General features: G+C 37.1%; 13 protein-coding genes and 1 pseudogene. 5 read left to right on the top strand and 9 right to left on the bottom strand.

What is annotated here, in order from left to right; translation table 11 throughout:
* Nucleotides 1-60: 60 nt before the first annotated feature.
* On the bottom strand, nt 61-279 hold the full coding sequence (locus tag C1634_RS25210) for a hypothetical protein (protein WP_103232478.1): 219 nt from the start codon (nt 277-279) through the stop codon (nt 61-63).
* A 655-nt stretch (nt 280-934) separates the two neighbouring features.
* Between C1634_RS25210 and C1634_RS25205 the strand changes: the two genes are divergently transcribed.
* Genes C1634_RS25205 through C1634_RS25185 form a run of 5 tightly spaced genes read left to right on the top strand, consistent with a single transcriptional unit; the run spans nt 935 to nt 7,492 of the window.
* Entirely contained in the window at nt 935-1,996 is a 1,062-nt protein-coding gene (locus tag C1634_RS25205) for an alpha-pore-forming cytotoxin MakB (protein ID WP_123921585.1), read from the top strand.
* A gap of 26 nt (nt 1,997-2,022) precedes the next feature.
* Nucleotides 2,023-3,174 (top strand): HBL/NHE enterotoxin family protein, encoded by a 1,152-nt coding sequence (locus tag C1634_RS25200; RefSeq protein ID WP_109739352.1) that lies wholly within the window; start codon nt 2,023-2,025, stop codon nt 3,172-3,174.
* A gap of 43 nt (nt 3,175-3,217) precedes the next feature.
* On the top strand, nt 3,218-4,132 hold the full coding sequence (locus C1634_RS25195; RefSeq protein WP_103232481.1) for an HBL/NHE enterotoxin family protein: 915 nt from the start codon (nt 3,218-3,220) through the stop codon (nt 4,130-4,132).
* 50 nt (nt 4,133-4,182) lie between these two features.
* Nucleotides 4,183-6,498 carry a hypothetical protein gene (locus C1634_RS25190; RefSeq protein WP_103232482.1) on the top strand — a complete coding sequence of 772 codons (2,316 nt, stop codon included), beginning with the start codon at nt 4,183-4,185 and terminating at the stop codon, nt 6,496-6,498.
* A 4-nt stretch (nt 6,499-6,502) separates the two neighbouring features.
* Nucleotides 6,503-7,492 carry a hypothetical protein gene (locus C1634_RS25185; protein WP_109739351.1) on the top strand — a complete coding sequence of 330 codons (990 nt, stop codon included), beginning with the start codon at nt 6,503-6,505 and terminating at the stop codon, nt 7,490-7,492.
* 432 nt (nt 7,493-7,924) lie between these two features.
* Here C1634_RS25185 and C1634_RS25180 read toward each other — a convergent pair whose 3' ends face one another.
* From C1634_RS25180 to C1634_RS25145, 8 genes and pseudogenes are all read right to left on the bottom strand, one after another.
* Nucleotides 7,925-8,962, bottom strand: coding sequence for an alpha/beta hydrolase (locus C1634_RS25180; protein WP_103232484.1), 1,038 nt, complete (start codon nt 8,960-8,962; stop codon nt 7,925-7,927).
* A 47-nt stretch (nt 8,963-9,009) separates the two neighbouring features.
* Nucleotides 9,010-9,921, bottom strand: a complete 912-nt coding sequence (locus C1634_RS25175) for a glycosyltransferase family 2 protein (protein ID WP_228410170.1) — start codon at nt 9,919-9,921, stop codon at nt 9,010-9,012.
* Between the two features lie 332 nt (nt 9,922-10,253).
* Complete coding sequence (locus tag C1634_RS25170) at nt 10,254-10,679, bottom strand: helix-turn-helix domain-containing protein (RefSeq protein WP_103232486.1); 426 nt, start codon at nt 10,677-10,679, stop codon at nt 10,254-10,256.
* Between the two features lie 448 nt (nt 10,680-11,127).
* Nucleotides 11,128-11,304 carry a hypothetical protein gene (locus tag C1634_RS26195; protein WP_165835405.1) on the bottom strand — a complete coding sequence of 59 codons (177 nt, stop codon included), beginning with the start codon at nt 11,302-11,304 and terminating at the stop codon, nt 11,128-11,130.
* Between the two features lie 512 nt (nt 11,305-11,816).
* The gene (locus C1634_RS25165; RefSeq protein ID WP_103232487.1) at nt 11,817-12,164 is read right to left on the bottom strand and encodes a helix-turn-helix domain-containing protein; all 348 of its coding nucleotides are present in this window, start codon (nt 12,162-12,164) and stop codon (nt 11,817-11,819) included.
* A 903-nt stretch (nt 12,165-13,067) separates the two neighbouring features.
* Nucleotides 13,068-13,505, bottom strand: coding sequence for a helix-turn-helix domain-containing protein (locus C1634_RS25155; protein WP_109739350.1), 438 nt, complete (start codon nt 13,503-13,505; stop codon nt 13,068-13,070).
* Between the two features lie 433 nt (nt 13,506-13,938).
* On the bottom strand, nt 13,939-15,264 hold the full coding sequence (locus C1634_RS25150) for a TlpA family protein disulfide reductase (protein WP_109739349.1): 1,326 nt from the start codon (nt 15,262-15,264) through the stop codon (nt 13,939-13,941).
* A gap of 69 nt (nt 15,265-15,333) precedes the next feature.
* Nucleotides 15,334-17,915, bottom strand: a pseudogene (locus C1634_RS25145) (hypothetical protein); the annotation flags it as partial.

Here is a 17,915-nt window from a genome sequence, read left to right as displayed (position 1 = left end):
GTTTGGATAGGTAAATTTGTGACAATTGTACTCAACATTTCATGGCTAAGTTACTAAATATCATTTAGGTGAGAAAAATTCTTTTAAAGTTATTTTAGTTAATAAATACAGAAATGCCATAATTTCTTCGGCTTCATCCTTCTCAACCTCAATACCGACATTATGCAATAAGTCCATGGCTTTTTCTAACGGAATCTCTTTGATCGTTATTAAATGCCCGAGGTCCTTTACGTTATGTGGCCCCGCAGTAGACTTAGTAATGTCCTTTTTCTTTCTCATAGCAGCATTTGAGACTTGTCGGTTTGAGAATAATCACCAATATTGGTAAGAGCTTGCAAAATACTATTACACCACTTAAATTGATGCTATTTGGCTTCCTGTGGCTTTATTTGACCTCTAATGTCTTCAGTACAATATGATGCAGTTTAATTTATGAATAGATTATAGTAATAGCGTCACATCACAAGTCTCTAACAACCACATCGATCAGAACGATTTTGCTTGGAGTTCTTTGAAACTAGATAATTGTTTACAATGGCTGCCCATTTTTCGAAGTGAGAATATAGACTAATACTTTAATTGAATTCTTTCTCAATCGTTTTTAGCCAGATGGATACATTGCCCGCAGCTGATCTAACCTCTCTTTAAATATTCTCTCTTTGATGGCGTGTTCATAGGTGATTAAAGGATAGGTTTTAATTCATTGTCGTGTCTTAACATAAAATTCCTGGAAATAATAGGATACCTGTACGGGACATCACCTATAAAGATGAGGGCAATCGTATGGTCACCAGTATTAGCAAATAGTAAACAATTAGCCTGAATGGTAATTATGTTGTGTATTTTTCAATAATTAGGTATTTACACCTAATTAATTAACAAACAAAAGTAATAAATTTGATGGAATCTTAATTAATCATCTAACGCTCACATTATGCTCTCACCCGATGAAACGATCGTGGATCAACTGGTTTTGAACCTGTTCGAGTCTTATCAATCGATCACACTGGCGGCAATATCGCTCCAACAATCGCAATTCTTTCCCCTTCAACCGGCTCCACAATGGATGACGGAGTTGGAACAAAATCTTGGAAAAGCACAGCAACTTGCCAACGACTGGCTGATCAACAAGGGCCCTCTGGTGATTTCTCAGATCCCACAAAACTTTATCAGCTATAGTAACAGCATGCAGGTTGTTGCTGAGAATATGAAAACTGCTACTACTAAAGAGCAAGTCACCGGGTATTTTAAATGGCTTCAAAAACGGATCAAAGACAATCCTGCTGATACGGAAACATTACAGGGATTTGTAATCGGTTTTTCCAACAGCTTCAAGCCCTACAAGACCATCATCGAAAAATCATTAGCTGATGCAGAAAATGATATCAAAGAAGACAAAGCGAAGGCACAGGTCTTTATTGATAAGATCAATAAACTGTACCAGGATATTGCAGGTGAAACGGAAAAGGCAAGTCACGGGATGATTGGCGTAGCTACTTCCGGTGGTTCTTTGTCATTTGCTTTGTTATCATATGGATTTACAGTTGCAACAACAGTTAATCCGGCCATTCCGGTAGTGAGTATGGTTGTTGCTGTAGGAGGACTTACTTATGCAGCTATTGTCAATGCAATAAATTCGAGCAAAGTCGTAGATAATCTAAGGGAAATCAAAGTACTTCAGGGAAAATTATTGATAGAAAATCAGGCAATTGCAATCCTGCAAAATATTAAAGTCATGCTCCAAAATGTAGAAAATTCACTACTCAGTGTCAATACAGCTTTAGATATTACGCCAATCTGGAAATCAGAAACTGAGAAAATTAGCGAGGTAATTGACAACATGAAGAATTTCAGTGATATGAATTTTAGAACAATACCTGAAATAAAAACCTTTTCTGCAGCTGCCGATGCATGGAGTACGATTGCACAAACAGCTGTTAACATTCAAAAATCAGCCATCGGCATGTCAAACGGTGGTGTTCTTAATCTTAATTAAATTTTCACTCTCAAAAAAACAAAACTATGGGAATCATTGCATCTCTCGCTCCGGAAGACGTAACCGGACAAAAAGACCTACTGGCCAACCATGTAGAAATTCTAACCAAAATACGCGCTTACTCCATTGCAGTAACACAAACAGAAATCCACACCATCCTTAATCCGCCTCCTTCCTGGTTCAACACCCTGAATACAAATTTGGGCGAGGCCCGAAAGCATGCAGAGATGTGGACTAACGTACTGGAACCTGCCATTACTTCTACGATCCCTCAGGCAATAATAGATATTGGTAACCGTTTTGATGTCGGCACAGACAGCATGTTAAAGGTCTTGGATGAAACTCATGACAACCCAACCAGCGAACAAATAGAAACGATCCAAAAAGATTTCAACTGGATTTTAAAACACATCGATGAGCAAGCGAAGAACATCAGCGAGCTGCAAGGTCAGTTTACAGAATTTCAGGTAAATGCAGGTATTGATCTTACAAATCTAACCACAGGAAATAACAGTATCCAGGCCGCTCAGCTCGATGATCAGAGGATTATTAACGATCTTACGGCCGACATAGCGGAGCAGAATGCCGAAATTGCCAAAGATAATGCCGTTATTTTAGCCTCCGGTCTTGCAGGGGGTATCGGCCTGTTTGTTGGTGTTGCTGTAGTAGGATTGGGTGCTGTATCAGCAGGGCCTGGTGCACCGGTTGCGATGGTTATAGGTGCTTTTATCATTGTTGGCTCTATCGCTGAAATGGCAACAGTGATATCTATTTACGCAGGCAGACTCGCGGATGCCCAAAACAAGCTAAATAGCGATACTGCAGAATTGGATGAAGAACAAAAACAACTCGCTTCATTAACCGTAATGAACACTTCTATTACCAAACTTGTGGACCTGAATAAAGATATGGCCCAGTCGCTTGTTGACATAGCTGACTGGTGGGCAATGATGAAAACAAAACTGACAAGTGTAAAGAAAGATCTGGACGAGGCCGCAGAAGCTATTCATTCGGGTGATCCTAAAAAAGTAAAACCTGACTGGGAGGAATTCGAAATGGATATCAAAGTTGCAAAAAAAGACTGGGCAGACTTCGCAAGTTTTGCACGCGGTATGCAGACTACCGTTACAACGATTCAGAACCAGGTAATTGATGTCAAAAATCCTAAGGCAGCATAACCATATTTAAGTCCATTCTTTTAATTTATTCCTATCTCTCAACATGATACAAATAGTTAATACGAATACAGACTTCAGGAATCCTGATATTTCGCAGGAAGATCTGAAACAGACCGCTTCTTCTGCGACTGTTGTAACCAACTATGCACAAGCATCGATTACGGCTGTTCCTGTATTGAGGAATATGCCTGATTGGTATGTACCGATAAATACAGATATCAAGACCGTTCAGGGAAATTCACGAAACTGGATCAGCCAGATTTGTCCACGTATTTCCAGGCAAATCCCTCAGACCATTATCGACTTTAACGGACAGTTTCAGCGCAGCGGACATAACCTGGGGAATATCTTCGGTGCAATCAGTAAACAGCCCAGTGGCAAACCGACCATTGCACAACGTAAATCGGTAACAGACCTGCTCAGCGACATCCTCGCACAGGTAAACACACAGCAAAAAAACGTAACAGAAACCCTAAGTGCGGTAAGTGCCTATGTCACTACTGTCAACAACAATCAGCAGATGCTGGCTAACGATCTGAGTATTGCAACCTCGAAATTTCTAGATGGCGCCAAATCGGTCGCTGAAATGACGGCTGTGATCGGAGAAAATTTTATTGATAACAACATTTTAGGTCCATGCAGTGTGATCGTGAACATCAATATGAATATTTCTCTGAAAGTGAGTGGCTTAAATATTAACCCGGCTTTGATTACGATCATTTACGCAAAAGCAATTCTGGAAAATCAGCTTGGCAATATGCGGTTGTCTCAGCTGGCAGTACAAAACATATTGGATGCCTGGGCTATTACCCACAAAAAGTTCGAGCTGGTAATTTCAGATCTGAATGATGCAGCCGACGACGATTATGCAAGTTGTTTCAAACAACTTGATTTTGAGGTCGCACAAAGGCAGTGGCAACAACTTGCAGATTTTGCACAAAACCTGATGACAACTTAAAAACGATTTTCCAACAACCCATTTTTTTAACGCTCTTAAAAATCACTATCATGTTAAATTTCGCATTAAAAGGAACCTATAAAGACGAAACCGGCTACAGCTGGGATTATTACCGTGATGATCAGCTCGATCCGAATCCAAACCCGAATACATTTTATATTATCCCCAAGCCTCAGTTTGTAGTCGATAATGCCGGAAATCCAGCCTATCATATGCTTACCTATCATACAGATGGTTCGGATAATGGCAGTGGTTCTTGCCGCTTCGATGTAGAATTGTCTGTCCCCAAAAAAATAGAAGCGGCTATTGCTTCAGCAATTAAAGCTAATCCAACCAGGTTTCCCAACGTTTCCGAGCCGGTTTTTACCTCACTGGCCCTCAACAGAGGTTCGAGCGTGAGTTTTGATTTTCTATGCGCCGGGGTAACCACGTCCATTTACACAACTGCCTCTGACTTTGGCAGTAATGTCGCCACCTTTCTGATTGATCTAACTAAGGAACAATTAGATACCCTAAAAGGCGACTTCTCCAATAGCGGTGGTGCTATTGACATCAAATATTACCTTTCTGTTCCGGCCAGACTACAAGGGGTTAGTGCCCTGCTCAACTTCGATTCCTCCATCGCTTATCAATACCAGGTTACCCAACCGAGTTACAACAGCTGGGGAGATCAAACGAGCCCCGGATCTGTAGAGAAAATGCTCAAAGAGTCGGCTGCCTCCAAGGTAACGCTCACATGGGGCATTGCTAACCCACCTGCCGAATTGATACAGTCTGTTACCGATTGGGCCAATTCTACCCTGGCCAATATGGTTTCTGCAGAAGTGCAGAAAGTAATTGAGCTGCAAAGCACCAAGAGCGATAAGAATTTCAGCATCAATGAAGTAAGTAATTTCAGCTTCAGCTTTGTTGACAATGTAGTGGTCGACTGGCTGATCGAACCTACAGCTTCTTTGCCTACTTTTACAGATATGGGCCTCAATATTGACAATTTTGTCGGTATCGTTAACGAGCAGCAACAACAAATGACCGTTGCCACTAATCTTCCTTTTTCGTCAGACAGCCAGGATCAGATCGCAACAGTGCCAACAGTACTGGTAGACGGACTTTCAAAACCTGCATTTGTAAAAAGTGTAACCGTTACGCTTCAGTACCCTACCCTGTCGGAGGCCAATGCAACTTATACCTTTACAAGTAATAGCAGCAAAACATTTGTTGCTGATTATTCACCCGTTGCAGGCCCGGCCTGGTCGCTGGAATATGCTGTAGACTATGAAGACCCCAACATGGCTACCGTAAACGGCAAAGTAGAAAATATCACCAGCGGTTCATTTGACCTTAAGGTTGAGGAAGCCGGGATCCTGACAGTCGTTTTTGACGCCTCACAGGCGTTTACGTCGGAAGGCACCAATCCTGTTGAACTGGATGTCAATTTCAGCTATGTAAATGCCGACGAGCCGTTGAGTAAATCCATCCGGCAGGTGGTAAAAATACTCGCCAGCGATTCTTTAAAGAAAACAACTATCAGCTCTTTGCAATCAATGCCCGTTAGTACAACCTATAACTATCAGGTCTCCTACATCTTTCCAGGCATTGTAAAGTTTGATGCACCGCTGGTACAAAATCAGAATGGCTTTTTGCAAATTTTACCGGCAGTCAATGCGGTACATACCTGCAACCTGATTGTATTTGTTTCCCCTGCGGATGCAGCTACTGACCCCGTATTTGACGCAACTGTAAACATGTGGTATGAAACAGCACCTGCTTTGCCTCCCGGATATAGCAGTAACCAGCCAACTAAAGCCTCTCCTGCGGTATTCAATATCACTCCGGATGTAAGTCCATCAGGAGGTTTGTTTAAAAGAGCGTTATTTACCGGATTGCTTTCCGGAGATCAGCCATTAATGTATTCTGCATCTATCAATTGCGCCAGTGGTCAGATTGACATCAATTCACAGCAGATCCAGAATTCGCAACCCTCTATCATGGTAACGCCAAAACAACGTTATTACACGCTCGAAATTGATCCTTCGGCTATTGATTGGGATAAGGCAGATTTTAGTTCTGTACAGGTACTGATCACACAAACAGTAGCTCAGGGGACAGCTCCGGATAACAACGGAACCGGCGTCAATCAGCAACAGATCTTTACATGGAACAAGGGAGAGATGGGAAATAAATTCCAGACGCTTTCTATCCAGCATGGAAATACCGTAAGCTACGATTGTAAGGTAAATTATATCGCCGGTAACAGTAAGGTTCAAACGATAGCTTTCAGCAACCTTACGGATGTAGTTTTCGATATTCCAGCTTCTGCCTCAGTTCAACAGAAACAGGAACCAGCTTTACAGGAGCAGCAAAAATAATACAGTGCTTATCAAAACTAAAGAACAGTTAATACCCGAGCTTGTTACCGCAATAAATGAAATAGCCGAAATCTATCCGGTGCTTGTATCTTCTATCCAGCCGATGCTGCAGAAATTCTGTAAGCCCTGGCTGGAGGCTACAGGCGCTGGGCTTCCGGCATCAGGGAGCCTGCTTACTCCAAGTGGCTTACCTTTTGAATTTTCATTTAGCTCGGATTCAAATGACATTTGTTATACCGCCGAACCCGGGCTTTTCAATGGAAAAACAAAAGAGAAATACCAGTTTATTCAAAAGCTGATTCCTTATTTTACTCCCAAGGACCATTCTTTTTTGGAAACGCTGATGATACAGCCCTTGCAATGTTTCGGAAGCTGGGTCAGCGTGCGCCACAAAGGTAGTACAAAGGCTTTTAAGGTCTACCAGGAAGTTGTTCCCGCAATGTATGCCCATTTTAAAAAGGAGATGATGCAGGGCATTCCGGGATTACCTGATCTTAAATATTTGAGGCCAATGCTTCTTGGTTTAGTGCCGGGAATGCCTGATGTAAGAGAGTACTATTTTAAAATAGAACGGAGTGATCCGCTAGGGTTACATCAGCTCCTTCTGACAGCTGAAATCCCAGGTCAGCTGCCCCTACTGATTAATGCACTGTCCAGTATTTCCGGTTCGGTAAAATTTAATGACTTAAGTTTAGGAGCGAGCTATAAAACCTTGCCTCATAGCGCGCCTGAGCTCACTTTATTCCTTCATATACCAGAATTATTTCCTACCAATCTTGCTGCCAGAACAGGCATCCTGAATTTTGTTAAACAACTGGGAGGTACTATGCCCTTATATGAGCGGATGAGCCATTGCTTAACAGAAAAGGAGCCTGATTTTCCGCTACACAGTATCATCAGCATAAGGCCCGCAAAACCTGCAGGAAAATTGGCTTGTACAATTGGTTTTAGCCCATTTTCAAGGATAAGCGGATCACCACCACATCGCCATTAAAACCGTTCTAAGGTAACTACGGAGAGTGAGGGATTTGAATTTACCCAACTAAAACCATTTCAGCCTTTCAAAATTATTTGTGCCATGATATTGCCACAAATTCTTTTGAAAGCCCGACGTATAATCTCATATCCCAAAGCTGTTTTACAGGCATTATCTAAACCGGAATGGTCAACCTTTATAGACAGGAAAAGTTTTTGTTAGCCATAAATCGTTTTTTGCGAAGTTATGTCTAAGACAGCCCCTTTACCACTTTTTCAGGTGGTCAATTTCGCAGGATTCTACAGACTGACCTGCATAATGCTATCAAAATCACTGAAGAATGTAAAGATTATAGACACGAATGCAAACATTTTTCAAATTTAGATAAAAGACTGAACATCTATTCTAAGAGAAATTACTCAAAATTAAAGCAAAATAGGCATCATAAATTCAGTCACGGTGATTCTTAACTATTGAAGACAAGAAAGCAACACTTTTTCCAAATGCCATTTTGCCATCTGCTGTCTTATAATCAAACTGATATTCATGAGAGAGTAATGGTTTATAGTTATTTGAAAAAAACAAAGTATCAACTTTAACATTCAATCCTGCAAGCTTTCTTGCAAATATGTAGGACTGGCTGGCCAAAGGATTTCCATTTCCCACACTTATAAATGCAGGAGGAAATGTATCAGTAACGTAATCGGAAACAGAAGCACTTATCAATTCAGGATCATCATTAAAGTTCTTACTCCCGGTATAAGCCCATAATACGGTTCTCAGAAAACCATTATCAGAACTTTCCAGATCAGCCAGCTTCATATCATTGAGATCATATGCCCCACCAAACAACAATACAGCAAGGAGCTGCTCTCTTTTCACTGCAGCTTTTATATCAAACTTAGCCGCATAAGAAGGTTCAGAAATGATATTGGCCAACTGGGCTGCAATTTGGGCGCCTCCAGAATCTCCTGCGATAATAATTGAGCAAGGATCAATATGTAAGTCAGCACAATTTTTATTGAGGTAATCAAGTGCCTTGTTACCCTGAATAACAGGAGTTGGGTAAGTATACTCAGGAGCGACCGAATAATCTATCGCTACGACAGTAAAGCCTTTACCAGCCAACATTTTGCAGTAATTAGCAACAATTTCTTTACTTCCTGAAACCCATGCCCCACCATGAATCCAAACAATGGTAGGAAGCATTTGACCAGTGGTTGAAATAGAGTCAGGGAAATGAACATCTAGAAGAGCATCTTTATCATTCTCAATATATTCAAGATCATACAAGCTACCAATTTCTGAAGGAAGAAAAGGCTCTATTTCTTCAGACACCCGCCTGCCATTTTCGTTAAATGTATGACGAATCAAAATAGAATCAGGCCAAGGACTTATCTGAAAAAAGATAGCAATACCTGCAACTATAATAATAGTTGTAAAGATACTGATCAAAATTATCTTAATAAAATTTTTATTTATTTTCATACTTATATAATGTATATTTCATTAACTTTATAAATAAATATTTAACTTTAATCACAACACTCACTATTTCTATTTTTTTGTAATTTTTCGCTGCAATATCGGATTAGAGAGCTAATACTTAAGAGCCCCCTTTGTTGAAAATAAAATTTAAATTTTATTTTCAACCTGTAAAAAAAATCTTGTTGATAATTAAGGAGCGAATAAATTTCTGCTGAATTATTATATCTATCTGGTATTTTACTATAATTAATTTTATTTATATTTCTTCTAACCATACTTTCATATATAACACGAGCAAATGATTCTTTTGCGCTATGTTTTGATTTATGTTGAGAGATTCCCTTAGAATGGCACCTGTAATAATAAAGATTTTCATTAATGAATAGAGGGTTCCCATGCTCAAGAATTTTCAAGTATAGATCCTGATCTACCGCATTTCTAAGATCAGGATTAATTCCTTGAGTTTTTAAATATGTTTCTTTTTTAAACGTAAAAAAATGTGAGACCTGGATGGGGCAATTGAAGAAATAAGGAGTATTATAAACCTGCTTGATACCTTTCATAGGCTTCTGTGGGTTTAGATATTCATCACACATCATAACACGAGTATATGTAGCCACAATATTCCCGTTTTTACTATAAGATTGAACTGACCTTTCCAAAGCTGTCGGATAAAGTGCATCATCAGGATCAAGAAAAGCAGCAATTTCCCCGACTGCATATTCAATACATTTTCTTTTAACGGTTCCACAGCCTTTATTTACCTGATTTTTGTATAACCTAAATCGAGAATCACTCCCTATAATTTTCTGTATAATCTCCAATGAATCATCAGTTGAAGCATCATCAATGATAACAACCTCCCAATTATCATATGTCTGATTTATTATAGAATAATAACAATCAGCAAAATATTTTCCATTATTATAATTTACGATAAGGATAGAAATTTTTTCCATTATAAATTTTTATATACTTGATTAACATATTCGGACTGCTAATGATTTTATCTATTTTACTCATATCATGTTTTATCCTTTTTAGAAATTCATGGATGGACAAAATACAGTCTAAGAATGAAATCAAATACAAGCAGCCCATTTTTGATAGATAAGAGAAAGAATCCTTTTTTCTCTATTGACTCTTCTCAAATAACAAATCATATATTTAGATAATATTTAATTCCATTATAATCTACCTCTATTAATTTATCCTTGCTATTAACAATAAAATTGATCTCTTTTAAGAACCTAATTTAATTTAACGGCTATTAAAGTATTTTTTCTTCTTTTCAAAATCCATGCTTAGTCTTCCATCTATATATGGTAGTTCTAGGAACTCCATATTCCAATATGACTTGATTAATGGACTTTTCTCCGGTATTAATGAGCTCCAAAAGAAACTCTATTACCTCATGGGAATATATATTTTTCCGAAACTTAGGAATTGTGGTATATGTCTTATTTTTTGTAATCATAGCCGCCTGTGGTGAATACAAAATAAGATGTTGGCTGTAAATCCTGAAAAAATCATATTCCAGTAGTTTACTCCATCTTAGAAGAAGCTCAGAATTAATACTCCTATTGGTATACATCTGTGAAACTTCTAAACTACTACATCCTAAAAATTTACAAATTCGTTCTTCATGGATTCCTCTCTCTTTAACTGCCCGCAAAAGCATTTCTCCAATGTGAATTTCTTTCATTTCAAGGGTCATAAATTTTCTATTTTTTTTAATTATTGTTTAAAAATGTCCGGATAACAAATTATTAACCTAATATCCGGGGCCGGATACAAAAAGACATTTGCGCCTTTAACAACTTTCTTATAAGTTTTAAGTACTGAGAACAAGAAAGAATTTGTGGTGATCTCAAGCGTATAAGCTAAAAAGGGCAATTTTTATTTCTTATCTAGTTTCATTTTTCTCATTTTTCCAAGTAACATTTAAATGCTACAACCTTTAAGTACATACCAAACACAGAAATTAAATATCTAACAATTCCATATGTTCTTTATTGATTATTTTTTTAATAAAACTGGGAAAGGATACTGCTATCAAATGAATTTTTATAAATTTTATCTTTCCCGGAAACGTAAAACATAAATACTAAGTAATGAATCAGCTAACTATCAAATCTTCAATTACATTATTTAATTTTTTTTAATTAATATTCATCAGCCAATGTTACACTTCTTTGGATTGTTGGGTCTTTCCTATCTTCAGCAAGTAGAAAATAAGTAGGTATTGCAGAAACATAATAATCTTTTACAATCTGAATATCCCAGACCTCACCTTCAAAATATAAGCAAGCCCCGAGTACCTGTCTAAATACATTAAGCATTGAATTGGTTTTTTCCACTATATGAAGGAAAAATATATTGCTGAAAGTGAAATTAGAGAATCCGCTTTTCGGGTATTATAAATATCCAGACATCGGAGATGTATTTTGCTGTTTATCAAAACCCTCACAATACCTATCTCTTCTTCAATAAAAACCGGAGGAAGTACTCTTTAACTTAACATTTGTATTTTTAAACCTTCCTCCAGCAACTTAAAAAACTATGAAAAATTCTTGATAAACCCTGTCTATCTTATTATTAATATTGATTAACCAAGAAAAGGCCTACTTTTTACTATTTGCTTACTCTCCTCTCAACTTGATTAAAAACTGGGGTAAACTAATCAAATAGGGGTAAATTTTATACTTTATAAATAAAGCAGCCCTCCCTTCTTGCATTTAAAATCATAAACACAAGAAGTGAAATAACATTTTATTCCATACTTCTGTAATCATTCAAAAGCGTATAAATGTGAGATCAAATCTCCCTTTTCCTCTATTATAAATAATTAATTCTATAGCTTTGGTAATCCTGTTTTATATCCAACAATGAAATTTTTCTTCCAACTGGTCAATGTATTGCGGCTGAGATTAAAATGCTTAGCTGTCTGAACATTATTCAGTCGATGTTTTTTCTGATATAGCAAAATATCAAAAATAGTATCTTTATCATAGGACTTAAGCTTTTGATTGGTTTCTATCTGATGCTCATTAAATCCTACAATGATGTTATTTAACGTTATAACATCTATCACTTTAAGCATTTCCTTACTTAAAATACTTTTACAAGCATCTGCCTTTTCAGGATATTTTTTTGAGATCATGTCCTCGTAAATTTTTCGGTAATTAGGTGTATGTTTCATTGTTATAAGTTTAAAAAAGATCAGCTATCCGATCATCTATTATTTCTTTATATGTTAAAAAATTATATTCACTCTACTCATCCATAATAGAAGTTACAAAACGTTCATTATCCATATTTTTTTAATTACTTCCTTTATTTCATTAATCTCAAACTGAATTAAATAGGCAATTTTCCACTGATTAAGTAATTGCCTCCTGTATCGGTATTGATTCTGAGTTTATTTAAAACTACAACTTCACGCAAGATCACAGTATAAGATTCATAACGGGAGGATTATCTTAATCTCAAGAAAGAAACTGTCCTGTAAATCCATATATTGGATCATACAATAGATAGTATAAAAAATCATTTGATATATTTGTATTCATACCGGATATCAATCAAAACATTATTTTCAAAATAAAAAGCCAGTATATATTCTTTTCTTCTCTTAATCATTATGAAATACGTCCACCGATTGGTATACAGATGCTTACATTCATTACTCCCGAAATAAGATTCTATCTCCGATCTAGTCTTACCCCTAAACTCAGGATTCTCCTTAATAATTCGAATATAATATCTCCTGCGTTTTACATCCTTCCAGTATTCTTGTTTGAACTCATCCTTATAAAATTTATGGTTCAAGAAACGATTCTCTAAAAATTTAATTAGCTTGCAAATTCCCATAACTTAATAAAATTTACCTGTATAACAATATTTTCCCAAAAACACATAAACTAATAAATCTTATTTTCACACACTACTTCATCCGTATAATAGATCCATTCAATAAACACTGGATAATAAAATATTTTCCTGTATGTATTGATGAAATTATCATCACTCTTAGGCAATAATTATTGGTGTAAAACGTCGAGTTTAGCAAGAAATATAGTATGTACTACTATTAATGATACTCTTATTGTTCTATTAAAGACCTATGCTTATTCATCCATTTATATACTGTAGCTCTCGGAATTCCATACTCTGATACTATTTGCTGAATGGTCTTTTCACCGGTATTAATGATTTCTAAAATTAATTTTATTACCTCATGACTATATATATTTTTTCGAAACTTTGGAAGGGTGGTATATGTCTTATTCTTTGTAATCATAGCCGCCTGTGGTGAATACAAAATAAGATGTTGGCTGTAAATCCTGAAAAAATCGTATTCCAGCAGCTTGCTCCATCTTAAAAGAAGTTCAGAATTAATACTCCTATTGATATACATCTCTGAAACTTCTGAACTACTACATCCAAAGAATTTACAAATTCGTTCTTCATGGATTCCTCTCTCTTTAACGGCTCTTAAAAGTATCTCACCGATATGGATTTCTTTTATTTCTTTAGTCATATATTTATTATTAAAATGCCCGGATAACAAGTTGTTGCCTTAAATTATCCAGGCAGAAACATAAAACACTTGCGTTTCTAGAAACCATTTTTACAACTTATATATTAATGAGAACAAAAGGGAATTTGTTGCTATCTCACATATATAAAGTCAAAAAAGGGTTATCGACTGATTCTTACTCTTGCTTTATTTTTATAATACTTACTTTATTCTTCTCATCTTTCCATCTAGCCTTAAAATGCTATAATCTTAAATTAAATCACCCAAACGCTATATAAATTCTTTATTGATTACTATTTTTAATAAAACCGGGAAAGGATACCACTATGAAACCATTTTTTATAAATTCTTCCTTTCCCGGAAAACACAAAACGTAAAAAATAATTAATGAATCAAACTTATATTAAGTCTTCTTCTTAACTCACTTAATTTTTTAATTAATATTCATCAGCCAACCTTCCAATTCTTCCGGATTCTTAGGTTTTGCTATAATTTTCATCTCTTTATCAAGTAGAAAATAAGTGGGTGTTGCAAAAACGTGGTAATCTTTTGCTGCCTGGGTATCCCAGCCTTTGCCATCAAAATACATTTTGAAAGGAGCTTCTTTATAATAGTTTTCAAAAGCCACTTTTTCTGTGTCAATTGAGACATAAATTGTTTCCAAATCATGCGTTTCTTTAAGCTTTTTATATTTGCCTGACAAAGAAGGATAATCGTTCTGACAGTTCGGACACCAACTTGCTCCAAATACTACAAGTTTATATTTGTTCTTCAGATCTTTAAGAGTACTTTTATTTTTTAGATTGATATTGGGAGCTATCTTTCCCAGTGCCAGATTCCGGTATTGCTCAAATAAATTGGATTGTTTATCGGTTAGTTGACAATTCTTTTTATTAAGGATAGCCAATGCAATGTGTTCTGATGCTTTGGTTAGATTCTTTTTCTCCAGCATCGTAAAACAAAACTCTGCTATTTCCTGCAATTTAGAAGCTTCTTTCTCCAAAGATTTCAGCCATACATTGTTGGATTCTATGCAATGTTCTGTAATTATTTTTTCATCTTTATAATTTTCTAATAATTGATAGTAATCCGTTAAGATCTCTTTTAAAAGACCACTGTACCATAAAGCCACGTTGGTAAAATCTATTTTCTCAAAAGTTTCTTCATGTTCTTTTACCCGGGAAAGCTCTTTGTATCTGGTTTGGGTAAGATGCATATCGACTAGAAGCTTTCTCAACTTCAGATATTCTCCAGCATAACATTGATTAGACAAAGAGTGAAAATAGTTTTCAAAAACAAGGTCTTGAATCTTTATTTCATCTTCCAGCCATTTTAATTTTTCGGTCTGATTCTTGTACAAAGGCCGCAGGTACTTTAATCCAGTCAGCTTCTGTTCTGTTTCCTGATTGATACTTATTCCTTGAGCAAAAGCATTATTTTCTGGTGAACCTGTAAAAGTAAGCGTATTGAAATCCTGCGGGTTTTCCCATTGCATCGTAAAGTTTTCGTGGTTGAGCAGTACGATGACACTACCTATTCCTTTGGTTTGAAGCATTGCTGCACCAATATAATTAGGAGGATAATTGAGCATAAAGCGGCCATCATTATCGGTGGTTGCCTTTACCAATTCTTTTTCTTTTGTACCATCATAGCCTGATAGAACAATTTCATTGTTTTTGAGATTTTTAAAGCGGCCTTCTATTTTCTGGGAAAAAGAATAACTGCTTATAAATAAAAGTAAATACAGTATTTTATTCATTTTTTATTTGTTTTTTTAAGTACAATACCATTATGTAAATTTCGACAGACTCAACAAAAGAGCTCAGGGTTAATCTTTGATACAACGAACTGCCAATCCGTTTGCACGCGGTTCTTTTGCAATTTGCATAGCTGGAAATGGTTGTTGAAGATACATCAATGCAGAAAAATTCTGCCCTTCATTTAGTGTATTGCTAGCCCAATAACCGTTATTACCAGATAAAACACCATATTCATGTGTTACGCTGGGCCCCACGGAAATTTTCAAAGTTGAATTAAAAGCTGCATCTATAGGATAATTATTGATTGTTAAATAACTAAATAAATTTTTGAATTCTTCATACTTAGGCACTCTAAAACCTAAAGGACAGGGATTGTTAGGACTTGACTCTGAAGCCCAAAGCGTAAGATCCGTCGTAACTCTCCAATCACCATTCCATAAAGCATTAATGATAAAGAAGACATTGGTTGGCAGATCACTTCTAAAGGTACTTGTACCAAATCGAAGCTTTCCTACATACGCTCCTGGAGGACTATTATTAATCCAATCAATTAACTCATGTCCATCAGGTCTCCTACCCCATTGAAATCGGCTGCCATATGACAGTAAATCATAAGAAGAAGTGGCTTGTTGTGCCAGATTGAAACTGGGGTGATCGACATTACTGTAAGAAGCCCCTAAATTGTTGTTTAACCAAATATTTCCATCTTCTGCCACAATCGGTAAATACAACATCCTGCGCTGTTGAGGCGTAGCAAACACTTTATCCGGGATGCCAGCAATATCCCTTATATTATAGTTGGTAATATTCCCTGCATTGTTATAAGGATACATAAACTGCCCTAGTAATATTCCCAAAGTGTCATTACCAATACCGGCATTGATATCCAGTTTTTTAGCATTTAATGTACCACCTATGGCTTTAATTGTAGCAGTAATTGATGTAGTTACTGAAGTGTAAGCCTGTGATGTCCAAGATAACATTAGATCTCTGCTGATGCCATCTTCGGTCTTATCTGCAGATACTGTAATTGTGGTTGAATATGCAGATAAGGTGCCACTCCCTGTGGCAGTGACCGGTATGGTAACCATTACACCTGTTGTTGTAATATTCCCCTGTACGTTTACTGTTACTGATTCATTGGTTCCATCAGCTGCTTGTGTAGAACTTGTTGCAGCGCCTGCTGGTGCTGTATAAGGTAAATAATCCTTGTCATAGATTGAAGCTACCATATACATCCTGTTTTGTGCCAAAGTAATATTGGCAGGAATAGGTGATATTACCGTTCTCGTGAATGTACAGCTTTGACCACCGATACTAATCAAAAAGCTCGCTGTTCCTGATCCGGATGGTGTACCACTAATTGTATAGCTTACACTACCATTACCATTTGCTAATGTTCCTGAGGATAAAGTTGCTGTTAGCCCTGTAACACCCGTAGAGCTTACCGATTGACCGCTGTAAACACCAGCATTACCTCCTGTATACGAAATAACTGAACTCACTCCACTGGCAGAAACCCCTGACGATAAAGATCCAGTATTCGTAGCTCCAGAACAACTCAGAGAACTGATAGCACCTGAAAGTGCAACTGTTCTCGTGAATGTACAGCTTTGACCACCGATACTAATCAAAAAGCTCGCTGTTCCTGATCCGGATGGTGTACCACTAATTGTATAGCTTACACTACCATTACCATTTGCTAATGTTCCTGAGGATAAAGTTGCTGTTAGCCCTGTAACACCCGTAGAGCTTACCGATTGACCGCTGTAAACACCAGCATTACCTCCTGTATACGAAATAACTGAACTCACTCCACTGGCAGAAACCCCTGACGATAAAGATCCAGTATTCGTAGCTCCAGAACAATTAAATGAAGTAACAGTAGGATCGATTACAGGAACTGTTTTTACACAGTTTAGGGACAATTTTCTCCATTCACCTGTTAATAAACTGGAAGAAGTTGGTGTACCACTCAAAGTATATTCTACCAATTGCGATTGCCCGCCATTCAAAGATGCAGATACTGGTGTTACAGATACCACCGTAATGCCCGAAACACCACTCAGTGATAAATCAGACGCTTGAAATGCAATACTCGCTGTTGAAAATGTGTTATTGGTAATTGTTACTGAAAACTTGTTAGATGACATCATTGCAATTCCTTTGCTATAATTGCCAACAAAGGCATTCGCATTACAATCTACCATAACTGAAGCAGTAGTTGTTCCTGAACCCAACTTAATCCATTTTCCAGAAGTCCCCTCTACTACATTGAAATAGTAAAGCCCCGAAGAATCTATGTATTCGGTCTGTCCCGTACGTTTGCTTAAATCTGCTGCTGTCGTAACGTGTACAATAGCACCATCTTGTGAAGAAGTATACTTTCCGTTGGTTGCCGCAGCATACAGTGCATTCCCTGTAAGCATAGGAACCTTAAGTCCTTCAGCAGCTGAACCATCAGTCGCTCTGGCCGCTACATCAAGCGTTACCTTTGGAGAAACTGTACCAACTCCCAAACGGTCATTAGCAGCATCTACAGAGAAAGTTGCACCATCTACAGAAAAACCATTGGTAGCACCCGAAGTAAATGCAAGAGTATGGATACCCTGTCCTACTGTTGTATTTTCAGACAATGTGCCACTGCTTT

The organism is Chryseobacterium viscerum (genome assembly GCF_002899945.2).
Lineage (GTDB): Bacteria > Bacteroidota > Bacteroidia > Flavobacteriales > Weeksellaceae > Chryseobacterium > Chryseobacterium viscerum.
This window is presented reverse-complemented; position numbering and strand designations above follow the sequence as displayed.